Source organism: Pseudomonas sp. BF-B-15 (assembly GCF_019946675.1).
GTDB classification, from domain to species: domain Bacteria; phylum Pseudomonadota; class Gammaproteobacteria; order Pseudomonadales; family Pseudomonadaceae; genus Aquipseudomonas; species Aquipseudomonas migulae.
The window spans coordinates 38,716-60,213 of sequence record NZ_JAGYFZ010000027.1 but is presented as its reverse complement, the minus strand read 5'-3'; the positions used below and the strand labels follow the sequence as shown (position 1 = coordinate 60,213).

Here is a 21,498-nt window from a genome sequence, read left to right as displayed (position 1 = left end):
ATTATCTCAGCTGAGCAACCCAGATATTGGTTGAGTACGGAATCTGGATCGAGGCAGTCCCCAGGCCTTTCAAATAGTCATCGATGGCGCTAATCACCTCATGGAAATTCGCACCTGCCTGACGCTCAAGCGTTGCGTGAGAACGCCACGCCTCCAGACATTCTTCAATGGTTTGTTCGTGAATGACACGCGCATCAAGATGAACAACAGGACCGAACAGCGCACTGGCATCAATCACTGCCGTTTGATCTTCACGACGAGTACCGTAGCCGTAACCCTGAACCCGCTCTTTAATGATCGCTTCAATTCGGGCCTGGACAGGATCATCAAGATGACGATGATTCCACATACAGGCGAACCAGCCTCGCGGCTTGAGAATGCGCGCGGTTTCCTTGAGAGCCTGCTCACGGTCACAGACATTGAAGGAACTGCCGAAAGTGACCATGTCGAAAGCTTGCGACTGCTGCCCTGTTACTTCGCCTGTGCCTTCATGCCAACTGACATGAGTCAGGTCCGCGGTACGCTTGATGCCATTCGCTCGCATCGCATCATTAGGTTCCACCGCAACAACGTCCAGGCCTCGCGCAGCCAACATTAAGGTCAGGTGCGCAACCCCGGCTCCAACGTCGCAGAACTTGTCGCCTTTCTCGGCGCCTGCAATCGAAAGCATTGCATCGATCGCAGCATCGGCGTAGTCAGGACGCTTCAAGTAAGCGTCGGCCAGTGTGGTGTAATCCCATTCCGTTTTCATACCAACTTCCTTTTATAAAAATGGTGCAGTAAGTCATCAGTCAACATAGATAGAGGGCGGTGGGGGTCGAACTCCACCACCCAGTCTGCCGCGCCCGGTTCGTCAATCGACAAATCGAGCCCCGCGACGTTGTGCAACTCGCCCGCATCGAACCGGCGATAGATGCCCTTGGGATCCCGACGGCGCAGCTCCTCCATCGGCACCTTCAAATAGATTTCGAAATAACCAGGCAGGTGGGCACGGTTCCACGCATGAACTTCGCGGAACAGCGAAATCGTGGCGATCACCACCGTGAACCCCTGCGCCGCTATGACCCTGCATAAATGAGCGTATTGCATGGCCAGCGCCAACCGCCCTTCACGCCCGTGGTTTTGCGCATTGGCCGCACTTGCGCCAAACACATCACGCAGTTCATCTCCATCCAGCATGACAACCGGATGACCATCGCTTCTAAGCCTGGCAACAAGCTCATGGGCCAGCGTTGATTTACCGGCACCCGACAAACCGGTAATCCACACGACCTCGCCAATAGAGGTATTCATATCAACACTGGGAGCCTGGAAGTTACTCACGATCATTGCAGCGCTCTTTCAGGGTCGCTAATGAAATTGTCGTGAGCGCCCCCAAAAGAGTCGATCACACAGTAACGAAAACGGGACTCATGTCGGTTTTCAACCAACTCAAGAAACACCTCATCCGGATGATGAAGTCCGCTGTACTCTGAGTCGTAGAACTTCTTATAAATGAAGTACTTTTGCTCTGAAGTAAGCAGTTTAAATCCAAGCACCATATCCTTAAGCTCATCGCCATTTTTAGCGATCGGCAACAAGCCCTCCATCTGTTCCAGCCAGGCTTCGACGATTGGACTGCTATCGTGACCCACTGGAACATAATAAATCGGCAGCTTGCACGTATTCAGCATAAAGGACACACCACCACTGGAGGCATCAGTGATGATCGTGTCACATATCCGATAGAAGTCTTTACTGCTGCCTTTAGTATCGTCAATTGAAACCCATGGGTACCGGGCAAGTTGCTCACACAACTCTTTTACATAGGGACGGTCAAAATCCGTCATATACGGTCGAAAAATGATCTTCGCATGAGGAATCTGGGATTTCACCGAGTTAATGACCACCTCCATGTTTTCAAACAGAGAAGCGCCACTCGGGCAAATACCTATCTGGGTAGGCAGAAGGCCAACAACATACTCCTCGGACATGCACCGAAACTCAGGGGGAGCGCTGAACATGTCGGGAATTTTGATGGGCAGTACGGATACTGCGCTAGTGTTTCGAAGGTCCGTACGCGATCGGTCCGGTTCAAGCTCCAGACGCAAGGCGACTCTGTCCCGCCTGAAGTAGTACATGCCTGTTTTAATCAAATCAAAAAGCGATCTGGAGGAGGAAACAATTGCATCCCAATAGGATGTCCAGCCGGAACAGTAGTAAACATCCGCGAGGGGCATCCCTACATTGCCGTGCGCAATAAAAATGGTGAAGTTTGATTCATCAAGTAATTTCCCGATAGAAGCATCGTTCGAGATAATTACTTGTGATTTCAGTTTTCCAATATCATCCAGCCCCACCTCTTCAACTGGACAGCCTAGAAACTGTTCCGCTTCAAACTTGCTGATACCGACAATGTTTGTCTGAAGCACAATGCAGTTGTAGTGATTGCGAAGAGCATTTAGCGCTGGCAGCAAGTACTCAAGATAGGTTTTTCCGCCATTATTGACGTTACTGATCAAATAAACGCTTTGCATATAAAACGCGCACCTTCAAAGCTGTCCCAGGCAAGCCAGGCTCAGGCCAAGTAAACGCGCAAAAAAGGGAAAAGCATTTGATCCTGCCTAAGTGCATATCCCTTTCGCACGTGTACATCCTTGTTGTTAAGCGAATCAGACTAAAGTCGTATTAATTTTCATTGAAAATCAATAGTAAAGCTTTGATCCTGATCACATAAACCGCGCCAATATATCATACGCTGGCAAATTGACACCCCACCAGGCGAGCATTTTTTACCCTTGGCGCGGCCAACGTGCCGCCTCGAAATCCAGACACCCAGAAACCACAAAACCCCTGACTTCTTTCGAAATCAGGGGTTCTGGTTACATCGAATTTGGCGGTGAAGGAGAGATTCGAACTCTCGATTCCATCAACGACCTGTAAAGCCCAGCATTCACGGGCCATTCCGGGCACCTGCTGGGGTAGAAACTCAAGGTACACAACGCCAGCAGCATAGTAGAGCTGACTTCGGGCGATGCTATGGCGTAGTAACGGATACCGACATAACGTGATCAATGCGGTCCGCAGATTCGCAGAAAACAGACGTGGTCGCTGTCAGCGTGTTTTTCTCCGGCGTATCCGGAGATCCACTCTCCCTGAGGCGAAGGACCTTGTGCCCGATGCTGACCATTGTGTCATTGGGAGGAGCAAATGCCCCCGTGGTGGACGTCGGCAATCAGTCCACTTTCAACTTCTTGAACGAATGGAACGGACCGATAAAGATGGACTGGTGAATTTTATCGGCTGACTGGCTAATAAAAAGACAGGGAACGCCATATAACCATACGTTGCAACGAGCAACAGGTATGATGCAGGCGACAGTAATCACCAGAAAGCAGCGTATCCAAGATTGGGGGCATGCTCCCAAATCAAAAAATCAAAAAAATACGAGTTCAGTTACATGGCCGATCTGCTTGTGAAACACCTGAAATTGAAAGCTGAAGATCACTCCGCTCTCCGCTCGCTGTATAGCCAATGGGACTTCGACGAAAAATTGATTCCCAAAGCGTTACAAACGGTCGGCAGTTTGTTTCCCCATTACAGTCGCCATGACGAGTCACACAGCAAACAGATACTTGTCAACATCGAACGATTGTTGGGCGACAACATAAGCCTGTTAACGGCAACTGACACTTGGTTGCTACTTGAGTCAGCCTACTGGCATGACATCGGGATGGTCGTCCCGCAAGCAGATATGCAAGATGCTATTGATGACCCGGAGTTTCAAGAGTTCGTTGAATCCATCTGTGCTCAGCAGAATCATGAACTGCACTCCTTCGCTTGTGCGTTCAAATTAAAGGCGGACCCTGCCCTGATATTTGAGTACAGCACCCCTCTTGAGATGGTGTCGAAATTTCGCGAATTCATGGCGGAGTGGTTCCGACGGAAACATCCAGCTCGGGCAGAACAGATTGTGCGCGCACCTATGAGCACAGTCGGAATTAGCTCCCCTCGGACAGAGCTAATCCCCGCCCGTCTCTTCAAGCTACTTGGGCGAATTTGCCAGATACACGGCGCCCCTTTCGGAGACCTACTCGCGGAAAATGGCTTACCGTTCCGGGAGGCCGGCTTGGCCCAAGAGGATTGCCATCCTCGGTTTGTCGCCTGCTTACTCCGGATGGGCGACTTACTTGACCTAGATGACAACAGATTTTGTCCAGTAATGCAGCGAATCGCCGGCGATGATAGATCGAGCGTCAGCAAAGCCCACGAAGACAAGCACGCAGGAATGCGGCACTTACGAATCGATCAGGAACGCATAGAAGTTGTCGCTGAATGCGAGACGATTGATGGTTACCTCGAAGCATTTCGTTGGTTCGATTGGCTGAAACAAGAGGTTCAGGACCAAAGGGCAAACTGGCGTGACATTGTCCCGAACAGAGAACTCGGTCTATTGCCAATGCTCGGCCCTATTTCTGTGCGTTTAGGCGGGAATCTACAAATTCTGAAGGCTGGGGAGCGACCAGCTTTTTCTGTTGATACTGGTAAAGCTATTGAGCTACTTCAAGGGAATAATCTCTATGACAGCAGATTTGTTTGTGTACGAGAGCTGCTACAGAACGCCGTAGACGCAACATTGCTTCGGATCTGGCTAACGAACAGGAACAATACGAAATCCTGGGAAACACCGGACGATGCAGAAATGAGAGCGCTGTTTAAAAGCGCTCAAATCTCTGTAGAACTCGTAGAGTCAACTCTTAAGAAAGACACTACAAGCGAAAAATCTGTTTGGACGCTTACGATTCGAGACACTGGAACAGGCATCAGCCGGAACGACCTTGAGCATATGCTTAGAATCGGGGGCTCTCAACGCAACACGGAGCGCCAACGAGAGATAATTAAAATGCCGGAGTGGATGAAGCCCTCTGGCACCTTCGGCATAGGTTTACAAAGCGCCTTCATGCTTTGTGAAGAACTGTCCTTGCAAACTAAAAGTATTTTCACGAACGAAATTTTCGACATAACAATGCACAGTCCAACTGGACCAAAAGAAGGCCTTGTCGTACTTCGCAAGTTGAACGATGACATATCCACCTCTCATGGCACAACCGTCAAACTCACCTTCGAGTTGGATGCTTTTGCGAAGTCATGGTACATCTCAGGCCTAAATGACGCATCTATCGCGTCTCGACTCGTTAAAGCGCTGGACCCAGTTCTTGACGAAAACTTCCCGTATGAAGCTGCACTACTTGCAGACCAAGTCGCCGCATTTGGCCAACACTCCCTTATACCCATTAGCGGCGCCTTGACCACACTTGATGGTCGATTCAATATCGATGGCGAAAATCCAGTGCAGGATGACGATACAGATCGAAAAATGTGGAGATTTATCAAGACTGAGCAAACGGAAGTTAGATTTTGGTATGAGCCGAATATCGGAACTCATCCGGCGCACTCGATCCATACATTCTATCGAGGGCAGGAATTCGAAACTAAGAATATTTACTTACCGAATGTACGCATTGAAATTGATCTGATGTCGGGTAAAGCCGGTAGCTGGCTCAATTTCAATCGCGACAAGGCCTCTTCTAGCGCACACGAAATGCTCCAGAAGACTGCACTAGCATGCCTTCAATACGCGGTAAAAGAAGATCTACAGATTCCCGAAAACTGCCCGCTTCTTACCGATGACACTGGAGAGAAACGTGCGACTTATTCACTTTTCCTCAAGGGCATGGCGCTTGAGTTTGGCGGTGATTGGATAGATCTTTCTAATAGACTCGATGATGCATGGCTTGACCATGTCGCAAATAATGATGGAAAAAAAATCCGATCCTTTTTCGAACAACCCGACTGGACACTTGGTGCCAAATATTCAGAGCAAGACTCGCCCTTGCCCGGATGCGACTTGATTGTAAGCGAGTCGAGATACGAGCTTACGCTAAGCATTATACTTTCTGAATGGGTAAAAATTACCGGAAACACAATACAGGCCGTCGGTCCAGAGCACATATGCGGCCCCTCGCCGGTATATAACGCTCCCACGACAACTGCTGAAAAATTGCAACGATTACAAGAAGAGCATAAACATCTTCGCATTCGTTACAGATTACGCAATGAACCCCAAGAGCCTTGGAGCAAAAATGCTCTGGCTACTGAACTTTCACTCGCCATGAGAAGATCACATGGTAACCGACGGTACATTCTTTGCGTCGACGGTTCATTCGAACTTCTTGCGCTTAGAAATGATACCAAACTCACGGCACAAAAATTATTCCCTATGCTCGCTTTTAGCGGAAATTGTGTTTTGCTTCCGTTTCTATTTCTTGACGAACCCAAGCCTGGTGGAGTTCATATCGAAACAACATCGGATCAGATAGACGCATTGTGTCGATGGACGCAACCACGACTCTCCAATCAAGCTAAGACCGACGATATCCGTCGATCGTATTATGAACTGGCAAAATTTATTGACTACGAAATAATGAAGCCAACTATATTTTGGGAGCGTTGGAAACGTGCGCGTGGACTACCAGACGAAAGTACACAAGATTGAAGACTACTCCGACTGACCTCTTGCCGATTTAGTCGAAGGGGGACGCAAAGCCGTACATCAAAAATCTACCGAAGAGCGGGCCTCTCCCCACGTCTGGAATGTGAGGGGCTCTACCGGTCATCACTACCGAGTGTATCGGCCAAGAAAAATGCAAACAGCCGACCAGCACGCGTAATTGATGAGGTAGCGGCTAGGTAAATTTACGGCGATATTCGTAACGTCCACAGGAATCTAACGTCGGTCGCCCCTTAGCTAAAACCATAAGGTGTACTCGTCTGATGTATGCAATTCGGGCGAGTTTTGTGGACGCCAGACAGCAAAAAGCCCCGGAGCTATTAGCTACCGGGGCCTTGCGAATTTGGCGGTGAAGGAGAGATTCGAACTCTCGATACAATTTCTTGTATACACACTTTCCAGGCGTGCTCCTTAAGCCACTCGGACACTTCACCGTATCTCGTCAAACATGTTCTGTCTGTCGAGGCGCGCTAATGTAGTCGAAAGCTTTTCTGATGGCAAACTTTTTTTGCAGAATTTTCATGTGCTTAGCGGTTTGGAGGTTCCGGGAGCATTCCGGGCCATGGCAAACCTGCCAATCTCTGGCTTCGTGCTCTCCTATATAGAGAGGGGAATGCACGGCGGGAGCGGCGGGCTACGCTTGCCCGGCGGGGAAAGGGTGACTGGCGGGTCAGTCACGGCGCTTTACCTGGCCTGCGGCGGTGGGTAACGTCTGCCCCAACTTTCATACAAGGAATAGCGTCATGAGTGAGTTGATTTCCTACCACCTCGAAGACGGTATCGCGACCCTGACCTTGAGCAACGGCAAGGTCAATGCCATCTCTCCGGACGTGATTGCTGCGTTTAATGCTGCGCTGGATCAGGCAGTGACTGATCGTGCAGTGGTGATCATCACCGGTACGCCAGGAATTCTGTCGGGCGGTTATGACCTGAAGGTGATGACAGCAGGCCCTAAAGAAGCCGTATCGCTGGTGACGGCTGGCTCGACATTGTCCCGTCGTCTGTTGTCGCACCCGTTTCCAGTGATTGTTGCGTGCCCTGGGCATGCAGTGGCCAAGGGCGCGTTCCTGTTGTTGTCGGCGGATTACCGCATTGGTGTCGACGGCCCGTTCAGCATTGGCCTGAACGAAGTGCAGATCGGCATGACCATGCACCACGCCGGCATTGAGATCGCCCGTGATCGCCTGAGCAAGGCAGCGCTGCATCGTTCGGTGATCAACGGTGAGATGTTCAACCCGAAGAGTGCCGTGGATGCCGGTTTCCTCGACTTGGTGGTGTCGCCCGAAGAGCTGCAAGGCGCGGCGCTGGCAGCGGCTCGTCAGTTGAAGAAGATCAACATGACCGCGCACAAGAACACCAAGCTGAAAGTGCGCAAGGCACTGCTGGACACCCTGGACAACGCAATCATCCAGGATCAGGAGCATTTGGGTTAACCCAAAGATGCTGCACCGAAAAGCCCGACCATCGTGTCGGGCTTTTTCATACACGCTCTGTGGAAAAGTCTACAACCCCTCTAGAACAGATCTGACCAACTAGTCGGAAACATGCGCTCAAACATCGGCTATCTCCTACCTCTATAGAGGCAATTGCCGAAAACAGTGCACATCCGTACACTGCGCCACCTTTTGTCCCGGTGGGGCCTGTAAATGCTGTTCGTGTTTCGTATGTTATTGATGGGCCTGCACTTTATTCTCGCTGGTGTGCTGGGGGTGATTCTGGGGCTGTTTCGCCCGTTCAACCCGGACAACAGCCGTTTGTGCGCGCGCCTGTATGCGTGGCCGGCAATGTGCATTTTGCGTTTGCGAGTGAAGGCCGACGTCGGGCCATTGATGGATAAACCCGAGAGCTGCGTGATCATCGCCAACCACCAGTCCAACTATGACTTGTTTGTTTTCGGCAACGTGGTGCCCCGCCGCACCGTGTGCATCGGCAAGAAGAGCCTGAAGTGGGTGCCGTTGTTCGGTCAGCTGTTCTGGTTGGCCGGTAATGTGTTGATCGACCGTGGCAATGCGCACAAGGCACGCCAGTCGATGCTGACCACCACACACACCTTGCAGCATGAAGACACCTCGATCTGGGTGTTCCCGGAAGGCACGCGCAATCTCGGTGAAGACCTGCTGCCCTTCAAGAAAGGCGCGTTCCAGATGGCGATCGCGGCGGGCGTGCCGATCGTCCCGGTGTGTGTCAGCAGTTACGTCAAACACATGCGATTGAACCGCTGGCGCAGTGGGAAAATTCTGATCCGTTCTTTGCCGGCCATTCCAACTGCCGGACTGAGCCTGGACGACATGCCGCTGCTGATCGCCCAGTGCCGCGAGCAGATGCGCGAGTGCATCGCCTCGATGGATCGGCAACTGCAAGCCGCATGAAACGAAACCCGCCCTGTGCGGGTTTTCTTTTGCCTGCGAACTTTTGCCGGCGATCTCTGCAGATTTCACTGACTCTCAAGCGGTATAGAAGGATAAGCTGAACACTGCCTGCTACTAATAAGAAGTGAAGCTGAATCATGGGTAGAGTTGTTGCTGCTGCGGTTTACAGCGCTGGTAAGAAGGTCACCAATATCACCCTCGACGAAGGCGCTGCCTGGGCCGCCAAGCCTGGTCACTTTGTCTGGATCGGCCTCGAAGAGCCGAATGCCCAGGAGCTGTTCAATCTGCAACGCCAGTTCAACCTGCACGAACTGGCCATTGAAGACGCCCTGGAAAAACACAGTCGACCGAAGTTGGAAACCTTTGGCGATGCGCTGTTTATCGTCACGTATTCGCCGATCCGCCATGAAGGAAAGCTTGAGTTCATCGAAACTCATATCTTTGCCGGCAACGGTTACATCATTACTGCGCGTAACGGTCATTCGGCGTCCTACGCTTATGTCCGCCAGCGTTGTGAGGCGCGTCCACTGTTGCTGGAGCACGGGGAAGATTTCGTACTCTATGCCATCCTCGACTTTGTGATTGAAAACTATCAGCCGATGGGCGAAGCGATCCATGCAGAGATCGATGAGCTGGAACGTAACGTCATGTGCAGCTCCCTGAACGAGCGCGACATTCAAAAACTCCACAGTCTGCGCCGCGATGTATTGCGTTTGCGGCGGTATGCGGCGCCGATGGTGGAAATCGGTGAAGAGCTGCAGAAGCTGAGTTTTCCGTTCATCGACAAGAACATGCGCCCGTACTTCCGCGATGTGCAGATCCATGTGACCCGGCAGATGGAAGACCTGACGACGCTGGCAGACATTGCCAGCCAGACCATTGAAGTCGGGGTGTTGCTGGAGGCGTCACGGCAGAGCGTGGTGCAGCGCAAGTTTGCGGCGTGGGCGGCGATTCTGGCGTTCCCGACGGCAGTGGCCGGGATCTATGGGATGAACTTCCAGAACATGCCGGAGCTGACCTGGCATTACGGGTATTTCGCGGTGCTGGGGTTTATTGCGGTGGGGTGTGTGAGTTTGTGGGCGAGTTTCAAGAAATCGGGGTGGTTGTAAACAACACAATCGCTGGCAAGCCAGCTCCTACAGGGATCCGTGTACCCCTTGTGGGAGCTGGCTTGCCAGCGATGCTTTTCAGCTTCAAACAGTTTCTGGTTTATGCGCCACAAACCGCATCATCCACTCCGCAACGGTTGCGCCATGATGCTCATGTTCAAGGCTCGCCATGCCCTTGGTATACACCTGCTCGCCCAACGCTTCCTGACGAATATCCAGCAAGGCTCGCGAGTAATCGTGAATGAATTCCGGGTGCCCCTGGAAGCACAACACCTGGTCGTTGATGTGGTACGCGGCAAACGGGCAGAAATCGCTGGAAGCGATGACCGTGGCGTTTTCCGGCAACGACGTCACCTGGTCCTGGTGGCTGATCAACAACGTCAACTCTTCGCGCACCGGGCTCATCCATGGCGCCTTGGCGGCGAGTTTGTAACTGTGGGTGCCGACGCCCCAGCCCTGGGTCGCACGCTCGCTCTTGCCGCCCAGCAGCAGCGCCAGCAACTGATGGCCGAAGCACACGCCCAGCAGTTTGTCGCCGCGTTCGTAGCGGGTCAGCAGGTAAGCCTTGAGGGTTTGAATCCACGGGTCGGTGCCGAAGGAATCGGCCTTGCTGCCGGTGACGAGATAGGCGTCGAAGGCCTCATCATCGCTGGGGTATTCGCCCTGCATCACGTTGTAGACAGTGAACTCGGCCGCGATGGGTTGTTGCGAAAACAGACGCTGGAACATCTGCCCGTAACCCTGATATTGATCGACCAGTTCCGGACGCAGGATGTCGGTTTCCAGAATGCAGATGCGTAACGACATAAAAAATACCTGACACGTGATGGGAATAATGCACACCCCAGAGCCTGCCTCGAAACACCGTTCCAAGGCAAGCCCCACGAGTTGTCATCGGTCCCTTAAAACACCTCCCCTTTGGCCGCTTTCTCCAGCAGCAGCGCGGGTGGCGCGAACCGCTCGCCGTACTGCTCGGCCAGGTATTGCGCACGCGCGACGAAGTCCTTCACGCCGTACTGGTTGATGAACTGCAGCGCGCCGCCGGTCCAGGCCGCGAAACCAATGCCGAAGATCGAGCCGACGTTGGCATCCGCAGTCGAGGTCAGCACGCCCTCCTCCACACAACGCACGGTTTCGATGGCTTGCACGAACAGCAGGCGATCACGCACGTCCTTCGGTGAAATCTGCCCGTCTGCCTTCTCGAAACGGCTTTTCAGCGCTGGCCACAAGTGCTTCTGGCCACCGGCCGGGTATTCGTAGAAACCACCGCCTGCCGCTTTGCCCGGACGCTTGTATTCGTTGAGCAGCAAGTCAATCACGGCAAACGCCGGGTGCTCAATCAGTGGTTTCCCTTCCGCTTGCAGGTCTTTGGCCGTTTGTTGACGGATATGGCTCATGAGGCTGAGGGAAACTTCGTCGGAGATCGCCAGAGGCCCGATGGGCATGCCCGCCTTGCGCGCTTCGGTCTCGATCATCGCGGCGCTCACGCCTTCGCCGAGCATGGCAATGCCTTCGTTGGTGAAGGTGCCGAACACGCGTGAGGTGAAGAAGCCGCGGCTGTCGTTGACCACAATCGGGGTTTTCTTGATTTGCAGGACGAAATCGAAACCGCGGGCCAGGGTTTCGTCGCTGGTGTGGGCGCCCTTGATGATTTCCACCAGCGGCATTTTTTCCACGGGGCTGAAGAAATGCAGGCCGATGAATTTGCTTTGATCCGGTACGGCGGTAGCGAGCCCGCTGATCGGCAGAGTCGAGGTATTGGAAGCGATCACCGCGTCCGGGCCGACGACCTGTTGCGCGGCTGAAGAGACTTTGGCTTTCAGTTCGCGGTCTTCGAACACGGCTTCAATGATCAGGTCACAACCGGCCAGATCGGCATCACTTTCAGTGGTTTTGATCCGCGCCAGCACTGCGTCCCGCTGTTCGATGCTCAATTGCCCCCGGGCAATCTTCTTGTCCAGCAACGCCGCCGAATGAGCCTTACCCTTTTCCGCCGCAGCGAGGTTGATGTCTTTGAGCACCACTTCGATACCGGCCGAGGCGCTGACAAAGGCAATGCCGGCTCCCATCATCCCCGCGCCCAGAACCCCCACGCGACGCGTCACGTAAGGTGCAAACCCTTGAGGTCGCGAACCGCCGGCATTGATTTCGTTGAGCTGGAACCAGAACGTGCCGATCAGGTTCTTCGAGATCTGGCCGGTGGTCAGTTCGGTGAAGTAACGGGTTTCGATCAGGTGCGCCGTGTCGAAATCCACCTGAGCGCCTTCCACTGCGGCGCAAAGAATCTTCTCTGGTGCGGGCATGCAGCCCTGGGTTTTCGTGCGCAGGATCGACGGCGCAATGGCCAGCATCTGCGCGACTTTCGGGTTCGACGGCGTACCGCCCGGAATCTGATAGCCCTTCACATCCCAACGTTGCACCGCTGTCGGGTTGGCCAGAATCCAGGCGCGCGCCTTGCTCAGCAGCTCATCGTGATCCAGCGCCAACTCATCGATCAAGCCCGCCTGCAAGGCTTGTTGCGCACGGACTTTCTTGCCTTCAAGCAGATACGGCAGGGCTTTTTCCAGACCGAGCATCCGCACCATGCGCACTACCCCGCCACCGCCCGGCAACAGGCCGAGGGTGACTTCCGGCAGGCCGAGCTGCACCGATGAATTGCCCAGCGCCACGCGGTGATGACAGGCCAGGCAGATTTCCCAACCTCCCCCCAGCGCCGCGCCGTTGATTGCGGCGACCACCGGTTTACCCAGGGTTTCCAGGGTGCGCAGTTGGCCCTTCAGCGTCAGCACCATGTCGTAGAACGCTTTGGCTTCAGGCTTGCCGACCTTGATCAGTTCATTGAGGTCGCCGCCGGCGAAGAAGGTCTTCTTCGCCGAGGTGATGATCACGCCGGCGATGCTGTCTTTCTCGGCAACCAGTCGGGCGACGCAAGCGGCCATGGCCTCGCGGTAGACCGCGTTCATGGTGTTGGCGCTCTGGCCCGGCATGTCGATGGTCAGGACGACGATCTGGTCCTGCCCTTTTTCGTAACGAATGGCTTCAGTCATGAAGAGAATTCCTTGAAATCGTGGCTCAGAGGCGTTCGATGATGGTGGCAATGCCCATGCCGCCGCCGACGCACAGGGTCGCGAGGCCAAAGCGCAGGCGCCGGGTTTCCAGTTCATCGAGCAGCGTGCCGAGGATTGCGCAGCCTGTAGCACCCAGTGGATGCCCCATGGCGATGGAGCCGCCGTTGACGTTGACCTTGTCCGGGTCGATGGCCATGTCCTTGATGAATTTCAACACGACGGAGGCAAACGCCTCGTTGACCTCGAACAGGTCGATGTCTTCGACCCGCAGCCCAGCCTTGGCCAGCGCTTTGCGGGTGGCCGGCGCCGGGCCGGTGAGCATGATCGTCGGGTCGGTGCTGGTGACCGCCGTGGCGACGATCCGCGCCCGTGGCTGCAAGCCGAGCGCACGCCCCTTGGCTTCGGAGCCGATCAGCATCAACGCCGCGCCATCGACGATCCCCGAACTGTTGCCCGGCGTGTGCACGTGGTTGATCCGCTCCACGTGGCTGTAGACCCGCAATGCCGTGGCGTCGAAACCCATTTGCCCCATCATCTCGAAGCTTGGCTTGAGTTTGCCCAAGCCTTCCAGGGTGGAGTCGGCGCGAATGAACTCATCGTGATCGAGCAAAATGATGCCGTTCTGATCCTGCACCGGCACCAGCGATTTGCTGAACGAACCGTCGGCCCGGGCACGCGCCGCTTTTTGCTGGGAGTGCAGCGCGTAGGCATCGACGTCCTGGCGGCTGAAGCCTTCGAGGGTGGCGATCAGATCGGCGCCGACGCCTTGCGGGGTGAAATGGCTGTGCAAATTGGTTTCCGGGTCCAGCGCCCAGGCGCCGCCATCGCTGCCCATCGGCACCCGTGACATCGACTCGACGCCACCGACCACCACCAGGTCTTCGAAGCCGGAACGCACTTTCATCGCCCCGAGGTTGACGGCCTCCAGCCCCGACGCGCAGAAGCGGTTGATCTGCACGCCCGCGACGCTGACGTCCCAATCGGCCACCTGTGCGGCCGTTTTGGCGATGTCCGCACCTTGATCGCCGACCGGCGTCACACACCCCAACACCACGTCATCGACCTGACTAGTGTCCAGCGCCGTGCGCTGTTGCAGCGCCTTGAGCAACCCCGCCACCAGGTTCACCGGTTTGACACTGTGCAAGGCACCATCGGACTTGCCCTTGCCACGGGGCGTGCGTAACGCGTCGAAAATCAAAGCTTGGGTCATGACGTCCTCGAACCTGGCGGTGAAAATACTGAGCCCTCACCTTATGCCGAGCCACCGCCGATTCAATGACCGCAATGCTCACTGACGTTGACGGACACGCTCAGACGGACGGTAGTGTGCTACCGGATTGATCGTTTCAGGACACCGAGATGTCTAGCAAAAGGGCGGCAAAGAAGCTGGCAATAGGCCTCATGCCTTTTTTAAAGCAATAAGTGCGCGCTCCATACGAAAGGGATCTAAGTCACGAGTGACGCGGGCCCTAAGGTGAACATATGCGAAGTTGTCGTCGGGTTTTGCCGAGGCGCTCGCCTTACAGGAAGTGCAACGCTCTGCCGTCATGGAGATATGCAGGCAGGCATCAGGAAATAACAAAAAAGGCGGTCAAGCCATGTTCAAACATTCGAAAGTACGTCAAGCCGGGCTCATTCTTTTCGCTACTACGTTGCTGTTGATTTTGCCGAACCTGACGAAGGTGATCGGCTGAGTCTTTATTAAAAAATCGGCGCACAGTTTCCATCGCCTCTTAAAAATGTGACTGGCTCGCTACCCGGGCCGGCGTGGGTGTGCCAACCTTTGCGGCACTTCCACGACATGGACGGCGATCTGTTGAAAACGCTCATTCTGCTCGGGGCCTTGCTGTTCGGCTCGCCCCTTTATGCCGCACAGCTGAACCTGGAGCTGGGCGCACACAGCCGCACCTGGCAGACCGAGGAGTTGCTCAAGCATCCTCTGGTTCAGACCATCACCATTACCAACGACGTTTCCTACAAACGGGACATGAGCTATCGCGCCGTGCCCCTGGCGGCGTTGTTGAGCGGCATCAAGCCTGACGATCACCTGCAAGCTGTGGCACTGGATGGTTTTGCTGCCGAACTGGCTGCCGCGCCGTTGCTCAACAGCCAAGGTGCGCGAGCGTGGCTGGCGATTGAAGACCCGGCCAAACCGTGGCCGGCGCTGTCGGCAGACAAGCCCAGTGCCGGGCCGTTTTATCTGGTGTGGACGGATCCGCAGGCGGGCAATATCAGCCCCGAGCAATGGCCCTTTCAAGTGGCTGACATCAAACGCATGGCGCCGGTGGCCGAGCGCTTCCCTGCCCTGCTGCCGGATCCGGCGCTGAAGGCGGGCGACCCGGTGAATGTGGGGTTTGCGCTGTTCCAGAAGAACTGTCTGGCGTGTCATCGATTGAACGGTGCCGGGGATGCGCAGTTCGGGCCGGATCTGAACATTCCGTTTAACCCGACCGAGTATTTCGGGGCGGACTTTTTGAAGCGCTACATCCGCGATCCGCAGAGTTTGCGGCAGTGGCCGCAGGCGAAGATGCCGGGGTTTTCGGCGGCGGTTTTGCCGGATGGGGATCTGGAGATGTTGGTGGGGTATTTGAAGCATATGGCCGGGCGCAAAACCAAGCCCTGACACTATTTCCATGTGGGAGCGAGCCTGCTCGCGATGACGGTGGCACATTCAACATGAATGTGACAGACAGACCGCTATCGCGAGCAGGCTCGCTCCCACAGGTTTTTGCGGCGAACAGACCTATTGCTGCTGGACTGAAATCACCGGCATCGGCAGCGGCGTCGGCGACACAAACACCTTCGCGTGCATCTGCTCGCACCCGCCGCCCCGACGCATCCCGCGTACCGGGCAGGCATCCAGGTAATCCAGGCCCACCGCCAGTTTCAAATGCCGCTCCGGTCGCGCCAGTTCATTGGTCACGTCAAAGCTGTACCACGCGTCATCCAGCCAGGCTTCCGCCCACGCGTGGCTGGCCAGATGCTCGCTGTTCTCGCTGTACAAATAGCCCGACACATAACGCGACGCAATGCCCAGGCTGCGGGCGCAGGCGAGAAACGCGTGGGTGTGGTCCTGACAGACACCCGAACGCCCGGCGAAGGCTTGCGCGGCGCTGGTGTCCACTTCGGTGGAGCCCGGCGTGTAGGTCATGTGCGAATTCAGGCCATGCATCAAGTCGATCAATGCCGCGCGGTCCCGGCGCTTTTTGCACGCCTTCTCGGCGAACTCACGCAAGGCTTCGTCGGCCTCGGTCAGGCGCGTGAAGCGCAGGAACGGCAGCGCCGACTGGCTCTCGTGCTCGGCTTCACGCAGTTCGTCGATGTCGACCTGGCCACGGGCGCCGATGATGATCGCTTCATGCGGCTCATCCATGGTCAGAACGTGCAGGATGTTGCCGAACGGATCGAGTTGCGCGCGCACCGGGCGCGGCAGGTCGAGCTGCCAGCTGAGCACGTGCTGGCGCTCGCTGTCGTGAGGGGTCAGTCGCAGGTACTGGATGCTCGCCCGCACCTGATCTTCGTAGTGATAGGTGGTTTCGTGGCTAATGGAAAGTCTCATGCAGCCTCCAGGTAGGAACTGTGTATGGCGTTACCCAACTGGCGCACCAGCGGGATGAACTCGGTCAGCCAGGCGTGCAGGCCTTCGTCGAGAATTTCGTTGATGCCGGTGTAGCGCAGGCGTGCGTCCATCTCGGCGGCCAGACGTTGCGCAGGACGACCATTGGCCCCCGGCAGTTGAGCGAGGATCTGGTCGATTTCTTCGGTGCACGCACGCAGGGATCGCGGGACATCGGCGCGCAACAACAGCAGCTCGGCCACATGCCGGGCGCCGGGCGCGTCGCGGTAGATCTCGGTGTAGGCCTCGAATGACGACAACGCCCGCAACAAGGCACTCCACTGGTAATAGGCGTGAGCCGTACCGTCGCTGACCGCTTCGGCCTGATCGCCCGCCATTTCGTAGCGAGCATCGAGCAGGCGCAAGGTGTTGTCCGCCCTTTCGATAAAGGTGCCCAGACGAATAAACCGGAACGCATCGTTACGCATGATCGTGCCGTAGGACGCGCCACGAAACAGGTGGGAACGTTCCTTGATCCACTCGCAGAAACGGCTCATGCCGTAACGACTCAAGCCCTGATCGGCGATACCGCGAATTTCCAGCCAAGTGGCGTTGATGTTCTCCCACATGTCCGCGGTGATTCGCCCCCGTACGGCATGCGCACTGGCCCGTGCCGAACCGAGGCAGCTGTAGATGCTCGCCGGGTTGGCCGCGTCCAGGGCAAAAAAGTGCAGCAGCCGTTCGGCATGCAACTCGCCGTGACGTTCGAGGTAATCGTCCAGGGTGCCGGTGATCAGCAGCGGCATGGCGAGTTCATGCAGACCGTCACCGCGGCCATCCTGCGGCATCAGCGACAGCGAATAACTGATGTCGAGCATCCGTGCGAGGTTTTCCGCCCGCTCCAGGTAACGCGACATCCAATACAAATCCGAGGCAGTTCTACTTAACATGGCAGGCTTCCTTCAATCCTCGACCACCCAGGTGTCCTTGGTTCCGCCGCCCTGGGAGGAATTCACCACCAGGGAGCCTTCACGCAGGGCGACACGGGTCAAACCGCCGGGCACAACCCGGGTTTCGCGGCCAGACAATACAAACGGACGCAGGTCGATGTGGCGTGGGGCGATGCCGTTTTCGACAAAGGTCGGGCAGGTCGACAGGGACAACGTCGGTTGCGCGATATACGCGTGGGGCTTGGCCTTGATTCGCTCGCGGAAGGATTCGATTTCCGCCGCCGTCGCCGCCGGTCCCACCAACATTCCGTAGCCGCCGGAGCCCTGGGTTTCCTTGACCACCAGTTCTGGAAGATTGGCCAGCACGTGGGACAGTTCGGAGGGATTACGACACTGGAACGTCGGAACGTTCTTCAGGATCGGCTCTTCGTCGAGGTAGAAACGGATCATGTCGGTGACAAACGGATACACCGACTTATCGTCCGCCACCCCGGTACCGATGGCATTCGCCAGCACCACATTGCCCGAGCGGTACGATGACAGCAGCCCCGGAACGCCGAGCATCGAGTCCGGATTGAACGCCAGCGGATCGAGGAATGCATCGTCGAGACGGCGGTAGATCACATCCACCGCTTTCGGCCCGTCCGTGGTGCGCATGAACACCTTGTCGTCACGCACGAACAGGTCCGCGCCTTCCACCAACTCCACGCCCATTTCCCGAGCGAGAAACGCATGCTCGAAAAACGCGCTGTTGAAGCGACCCGGCGTCAGTACCACCACGCTCGGGTTATCGAGGGGACTTGAGCTTTTCAGGGTGTCTAGCAACAGGTTCGGATAGTGATCGATCGGGGCGATGCGCTGGGCCGAGAACAACTCGGGGAACAGGCGCATCATCATCTTGCGGTCTTCGAGCATGTAGCTCACGCCGCTGGGTGTACGCAGGTTGTCTTCGAGCACGTAGTACGTGCCGTCGCCATCGCGCACCAGGTCGACACCGGAAATGTGGGAATAGATATCCCGGTGCAGATCCAGCCCCTGCATCGCCAACTGGTATTGCTCGTTGGCCAGCACTTGTTCGGCCGGGATGATGCCGGCCTTGATGATGCGCTGCTCGTGATAGAGGTCGGCGAGGAACATGTTCAGCGCCTTGACCCGCTGGATGCAGCCGCGTTCGACGATCCGCCATTCACTGGCGGGGATGCTGCGCGGAATGGTGTCGAAGGGAATCAGGCGCTCTGTCCCCTGCTCGTCCCCGTAGAGCGTGAAAGTAATCCCGGCGCGATGAAACAGCAGATCGGCCTCGCGTCGCCGTTGTGCCAAAAGCTCGTCAGGCGTTTCGGCCAGCCAACGGGCAAACTCCCGATAATGCGGGCGGACCTGGCCGCCGGCATCGTACATCTCATCAAAATAGGTGCGGATCATGCCGTACTCCTTGTCACCCGGACATCCAGGCCTTCGCAAGGCCCGTGCCATCGGCAGAAACGCTTTGATATCAATCGGTTGGATATTCACATGATTAACACCGCACCAATCCTGTGCGGCAAATGCCCCAACCTGATCGCCCCCGCTTCATTGCGAAGCAATGCTGTCGCCTATCACCAGCATAGTCAGAGTTGATTTCACTGCCCGGAGGGGGATGCGGATAATTCGCGCATTCGCTGGAAATGCTCACCGAACTTCCCTTTTAGCCGCCTTGCTCAGGCGGCTTTTTTTTGTTTCGGGATTTGTGGGCGATGGTTTGGCGGTGATTGGGAGGACGCCATCGCCAGCAAGCCGGCTCCTACAGGGGGCGGTGATTTATGGCATACCGGATTTCTGTAGGAGCCGGCTTGCTGGCGATCGGCCCTCGAATTCTGCGCAAACGAAAACGGCCAACCCGAAGGTCAGCCGTTAGTGGATGTTGTCGCTGTTCATAGTGTTATGCGAGTAGCCCTCGTACCTCCTGCTTGACGCCCCATCCTTCGATGATGCCACCCAAAGGCTCGACCACCGCCTCGAAATCCTGCTCAAAGTCGCCGATGCCGTCATAGGTGGCGTACATCACTTTGCTCAGTTCCAGGGACCAGGCGCCGTCGTCGCGCACGCTGATTTGTGCATTCATGGATTCACCGCAGTAATGCCCTGCCGCCCTGCGTGCCCGCTCCTCGTCCGGGAAAATGGCGTAGAACTCGATGGGATGGAAACGTGAAAAGTCGAAACCGCCTTCTTTCATGCGGCGCAGAACCGAGCTGCTGATGTCTTCTTGATAGGCTGTGCTCATGAAACGTCCTCCTGATACCGATGGATAGACTTTCCGTACTCCCGACGCCGGCAACCGAAGGGTGCGAGCGCTGCGGCAAGCAAATTGCCGATGGGAAACAAGCATGTAGCTGACAAGACCAGACCTTAGCGATCCATTCGCTGATCTCGCTTGCAGAGTAGCCCCAAGTCGGAGCCGCTGCCAAGGCCTGGTTATTTCACGAGTGTTCCAGAGGGGGTATCAGACGGGAGTAATGCCGAGGATCTGGATGCTGTTCTGGGCTTTAAGATTCTTGACGCTTGCATCAGCAGTTCGCCCTTCCAGATCGTTCAGATCCAGTTCGGCGACGACAGGAAGGAGACGTTCCTTGATCAGTTTGGCGGCGTGCTCGTTGTCCGGGCATTCGTCGCACTCAAAAACTTCGTTGGCTGTTTCACCGTGATCATCCACGAAAGTGATTTTCCACTTTTGCATCACTGCCTCCTCGAACAAACCCGTAAATGGGCTTACATCCATCTGGACTTTTACCCAGACCGATCGTTCAAACAGATTACGCCGTGCAAGCATGAAAAACACGGTCCCTGTAGGAGCGAAGCTTGCTCGTGAAGGCGGCATATCAGTCAATAAAAATGTCGACTGAAACACCGCTTTCGCGAGCAAGCTTCGCTCCTACAGGGGTTTTGCGTATTTCTTTAGTCGTTGCTTGGCTTGTTCACGGCCTGCAACACGTATTGCGGCAAGGCGAACGCGCCGATGTGGATTTCCGGATTGTAGTAGCGGGTGACGATGCCGCTACCTGCAAAGCGCTGTTGCAGGGTTTCGCGGGACAATTTGCGATAAGCGGTGTTGGTCGCGCCCCAGGCAAAAGTCATCGAACCGCCGATGTAAGTCGGCACGGCGGCCTGGTAGAAGTGCCAGTCCGGGAACAGGCTGCGCAGGCGGCCGGCGGTGGTTTTGACTTCTTCGATCTGCATGAACGGCGTGCCGTTCTGGGTCACCAGGATGCCGCCTTCGTTGAGGCAACGACGGCAGGCCTGGTAGAAGTTTTCCGAGAACAGCACTTCGCCCGGACCGATCGGGTCGGTGGAATCGGAAATGATCACGTCGAACTTTTCAGTGGTAGTGGCGACGAAACGCATGCCGTCGTCGATCACCAGGTTCAGGCGCGGATCATCGAATGCACCCTTGGAGTGGTTCGGCAGGAACTCCTTGCACATGTCGACCACGGTGCCGTCGATCTCGACCATGGTGATGTGCTCGACGTTACGGTGTTTGGCCACTTCACGCAGCATGCCGCCGTCGCCACCGCCGATGATCAGCACGCGCTTGGCGCTGCCGTGCGCCAGGATCGGCACGTGGGTGAGCATCTCGTGGTAGATGAATTCGTCGGCTTCGGTGGTCTGGATCACGCCGTCCAGCGCCATGACGCGGCCCATGCGCGGGTTCTCGAAAATCACCAGGTGTTGGTGTTCGGTGCGCACTTCGTGCAGCAGTTTTTCCATGCGAAAACGCTGGCCATAGCCTTCGTAGAGGGTTTCCAGGTAATCGCTGGTAGGAGTGTTGCTCATGGGAAGTGCTCCGATGAATGCGGTGGCAACGGACGGTTACCCGCCCATGATGGCCAATCGATCAGCTCGATTGCCCGGGAAAGGCGCGC

Annotated in this window: 17 protein-coding genes and 1 tRNA gene; 5 read left to right on the top strand and 13 right to left on the bottom strand. The window is 55.9% G+C overall.

The window, feature by feature from the left end; genetic code table 11:
* Position 1: 1 nt before the first annotated feature.
* Genes KGA97_RS11515 through KGA97_RS11505 form a run of 3 tightly spaced genes read right to left on the bottom strand, consistent with a single transcriptional unit; the run spans position 2 to position 2,516 of the window.
* Positions 2 to 751 carry a class I SAM-dependent methyltransferase gene (locus KGA97_RS11515; protein ID WP_223480800.1) on the bottom strand — a complete coding sequence of 250 codons (750 nt, stop codon included), beginning with the start codon at positions 749 to 751 and terminating at the stop codon, positions 2 to 4.
* Complete coding sequence (locus KGA97_RS11510) at positions 748 to 1,329, bottom strand: adenylyl-sulfate kinase (RefSeq protein ID WP_207286653.1); 582 nt, start codon at positions 1,327 to 1,329, stop codon at positions 748 to 750. Before KGA97_RS11510 ends, KGA97_RS11515 begins: the two co-directional genes overlap by 4 nt.
* Complete coding sequence (locus KGA97_RS11505; protein WP_223480799.1) at positions 1,326 to 2,516, bottom strand: hypothetical protein; 1,191 nt, start codon at positions 2,514 to 2,516, stop codon at positions 1,326 to 1,328. The genes KGA97_RS11510 and KGA97_RS11505 overlap by 4 nt, the downstream gene beginning before the upstream one ends.
* Before the next feature lie 923 nt (positions 2,517 to 3,439).
* Between KGA97_RS11505 and KGA97_RS11500 the strand changes: the two genes are divergently transcribed.
* A complete protein-coding gene (locus KGA97_RS11500) occupies positions 3,440 to 6,535 on the top strand; it encodes an ATP-binding protein (RefSeq protein ID WP_223480798.1) in 3,096 nt (1,031 codons plus the stop codon).
* Positions 6,536 to 6,894: 359 nt separating this feature from the next.
* Here the strand turns inward: KGA97_RS11500 and KGA97_RS11495 are convergent.
* A tRNA-Ser gene (locus KGA97_RS11495) sits at positions 6,895 to 6,984 on the bottom strand.
* 309 nt (positions 6,985 to 7,293) lie between these two features.
* Here KGA97_RS11495 and KGA97_RS11490 point away from each other — a divergent pair.
* The 3 genes from KGA97_RS11490 to KGA97_RS11480 all read left to right on the top strand — a co-directional run bounded on the left by KGA97_RS11490 (position 7,294) and on the right by KGA97_RS11480 (position 10,028).
* Positions 7,294 to 7,983, top strand: coding sequence for a crotonase/enoyl-CoA hydratase family protein (locus KGA97_RS11490; RefSeq protein ID WP_008027327.1), 690 nt, complete (start codon positions 7,294 to 7,296; stop codon positions 7,981 to 7,983).
* A 213-nt stretch (positions 7,984 to 8,196) separates the two neighbouring features.
* Positions 8,197 to 8,919, top strand: coding sequence for a 1-acylglycerol-3-phosphate O-acyltransferase (locus tag KGA97_RS11485; protein WP_008027326.1), 723 nt, complete (start codon positions 8,197 to 8,199; stop codon positions 8,917 to 8,919).
* Between the two features lie 137 nt (positions 8,920 to 9,056).
* Entirely contained in the window at positions 9,057 to 10,028 is a 972-nt protein-coding gene (locus KGA97_RS11480) for a magnesium and cobalt transport protein CorA (protein WP_008027325.1), read from the top strand.
* Positions 10,029 to 10,112: 84 nt separating this feature from the next.
* On the opposite strand, the gene KGA97_RS11475 is transcribed toward KGA97_RS11480, so the two are convergent.
* The 3 genes from KGA97_RS11475 to KGA97_RS11465 form a co-directional block, all read right to left on the bottom strand.
* Positions 10,113 to 10,835: an amidotransferase gene (locus KGA97_RS11475; RefSeq protein WP_008027324.1), complete on the bottom strand. Its 723-nt coding sequence runs from the start codon at positions 10,833 to 10,835 to the stop codon at positions 10,113 to 10,115.
* A gap of 95 nt (positions 10,836 to 10,930) precedes the next feature.
* Complete coding sequence (locus KGA97_RS11470) at positions 10,931 to 13,075, bottom strand: 3-hydroxyacyl-CoA dehydrogenase NAD-binding domain-containing protein (protein WP_223480797.1); 2,145 nt, start codon at positions 13,073 to 13,075, stop codon at positions 10,931 to 10,933.
* Between the two features lie 25 nt (positions 13,076 to 13,100).
* A complete protein-coding gene (locus tag KGA97_RS11465; RefSeq protein WP_008042192.1) occupies positions 13,101 to 14,306 on the bottom strand; it encodes an acetyl-CoA C-acetyltransferase in 1,206 nt (401 codons plus the stop codon).
* Between the two features lie 591 nt (positions 14,307 to 14,897).
* On the opposite strand from KGA97_RS11465, the gene KGA97_RS11460 reads away from it, so the two are divergent.
* Complete coding sequence (locus tag KGA97_RS11460) at positions 14,898 to 15,719, top strand: c-type cytochrome (RefSeq protein ID WP_223480805.1); 822 nt, start codon at positions 14,898 to 14,900, stop codon at positions 15,717 to 15,719.
* Between the two features lie 120 nt (positions 15,720 to 15,839).
* Here the strand turns inward: KGA97_RS11460 and KGA97_RS11455 are convergent, their stop codons facing one another.
* The 6 genes from KGA97_RS11455 to speE form a co-directional block, all read right to left on the bottom strand.
* The gene (locus KGA97_RS11455) at positions 15,840 to 16,655 is read right to left on the bottom strand and encodes a transglutaminase N-terminal domain-containing protein (RefSeq protein ID WP_223480796.1); all 816 of its coding nucleotides are present in this window, start codon (positions 16,653 to 16,655) and stop codon (positions 15,840 to 15,842) included.
* The gene (locus KGA97_RS11450) at positions 16,652 to 17,602 is read right to left on the bottom strand and encodes an alpha-E domain-containing protein (RefSeq protein WP_008042189.1); all 951 of its coding nucleotides are present in this window, start codon (positions 17,600 to 17,602) and stop codon (positions 16,652 to 16,654) included. The genes KGA97_RS11455 and KGA97_RS11450 overlap by 4 nt, the downstream gene beginning before the upstream one ends.
* A 12-nt stretch (positions 17,603 to 17,614) precedes the next feature.
* Positions 17,615 to 19,024, bottom strand: coding sequence for a circularly permuted type 2 ATP-grasp protein (locus KGA97_RS11445; protein WP_223452049.1), 1,410 nt, complete (start codon positions 19,022 to 19,024; stop codon positions 17,615 to 17,617).
* A gap of 496 nt (positions 19,025 to 19,520) precedes the next feature.
* On the bottom strand, positions 19,521 to 19,862 hold the full coding sequence (locus tag KGA97_RS11440) for a ribonuclease E inhibitor RraB (RefSeq protein ID WP_008027314.1): 342 nt from the start codon (positions 19,860 to 19,862) through the stop codon (positions 19,521 to 19,523).
* Positions 19,863 to 20,081: 219 nt separating this feature from the next.
* Complete coding sequence (locus tag KGA97_RS11435) at positions 20,082 to 20,315, bottom strand: hypothetical protein (protein WP_008042188.1); 234 nt, start codon at positions 20,313 to 20,315, stop codon at positions 20,082 to 20,084.
* Between the two features lie 218 nt (positions 20,316 to 20,533).
* On the bottom strand, positions 20,534 to 21,409 hold the full coding sequence (speE, locus tag KGA97_RS11430; RefSeq protein WP_008027310.1) for a polyamine aminopropyltransferase: 876 nt from the start codon (positions 21,407 to 21,409) through the stop codon (positions 20,534 to 20,536).
* Positions 21,410 to 21,498 lie beyond the last annotated feature (89 nt).

What these genes read in the sequence shown, in the direction of transcription:
- KGA97_RS11510 (WP_207286653.1), bottom strand. Translation starts at nt 1,329, where the DNA reads ATGATCGTGAGTAACTTCCAGGCTCCCAGTGTTGATATGAATACCTCT.
- KGA97_RS11435 (WP_008042188.1), bottom strand. Translation starts at nt 20,315, where the DNA reads ATGCAAAAGTGGAAAATCACTTTCGTGGATGATCACGGTGAAACAGCC.
- KGA97_RS11485 (WP_008027326.1), top strand. Translation starts at nt 8,197, where the DNA reads ATGCTGTTCGTGTTTCGTATGTTATTGATGGGCCTGCACTTTATTCTC.
- KGA97_RS11445 (WP_223452049.1), bottom strand. Translation starts at nt 19,024, where the DNA reads ATGATCCGCACCTATTTTGATGAGATGTACGATGCCGGCGGCCAGGTC.
- KGA97_RS11450 (WP_008042189.1), bottom strand. Translation starts at nt 17,602, where the DNA reads ATGTTAAGTAGAACTGCCTCGGATTTGTATTGGATGTCGCGTTACCTG.
- KGA97_RS11440 (WP_008027314.1), bottom strand. Translation starts at nt 19,862, where the DNA reads ATGAGCACAGCCTATCAAGAAGACATCAGCAGCTCGGTTCTGCGCCGC.
- KGA97_RS11460 (WP_223480805.1), top strand. Translation starts at nt 14,898, where the DNA reads ATGGACGGCGATCTGTTGAAAACGCTCATTCTGCTCGGGGCCTTGCTG.
- KGA97_RS11465 (WP_008042192.1), bottom strand. Translation starts at nt 14,306, where the DNA reads ATGACCCAAGCTTTGATTTTCGACGCGTTACGCACGCCCCGTGGCAAG.
- KGA97_RS11475 (WP_008027324.1), bottom strand. Translation starts at nt 10,835, where the DNA reads ATGTCGTTACGCATCTGCATTCTGGAAACCGACATCCTGCGTCCGGAA.
- speE (WP_008027310.1), bottom strand. Translation starts at nt 21,409, where the DNA reads ATGAGCAACACTCCTACCAGCGATTACCTGGAAACCCTCTACGAAGGC.
- KGA97_RS11470 (WP_223480797.1), bottom strand. Translation starts at nt 13,075, where the DNA reads ATGACTGAAGCCATTCGTTACGAAAAAGGGCAGGACCAGATCGTCGTC.
- KGA97_RS11505 (WP_223480799.1), bottom strand. Translation starts at nt 2,516, where the DNA reads ATGCAAAGCGTTTATTTGATCAGTAACGTCAATAATGGCGGAAAAACC.
- KGA97_RS11490 (WP_008027327.1), top strand. Translation starts at nt 7,294, where the DNA reads ATGAGTGAGTTGATTTCCTACCACCTCGAAGACGGTATCGCGACCCTG.
- KGA97_RS11480 (WP_008027325.1), top strand. Translation starts at nt 9,057, where the DNA reads ATGGGTAGAGTTGTTGCTGCTGCGGTTTACAGCGCTGGTAAGAAGGTC.
- KGA97_RS11455 (WP_223480796.1), bottom strand. Translation starts at nt 16,655, where the DNA reads ATGAGACTTTCCATTAGCCACGAAACCACCTATCACTACGAAGATCAG.
- KGA97_RS11500 (WP_223480798.1), top strand. Translation starts at nt 3,440, where the DNA reads ATGGCCGATCTGCTTGTGAAACACCTGAAATTGAAAGCTGAAGATCAC.
- KGA97_RS11515 (WP_223480800.1), bottom strand. Translation starts at nt 751, where the DNA reads ATGAAAACGGAATGGGATTACACCACACTGGCCGACGCTTACTTGAAG.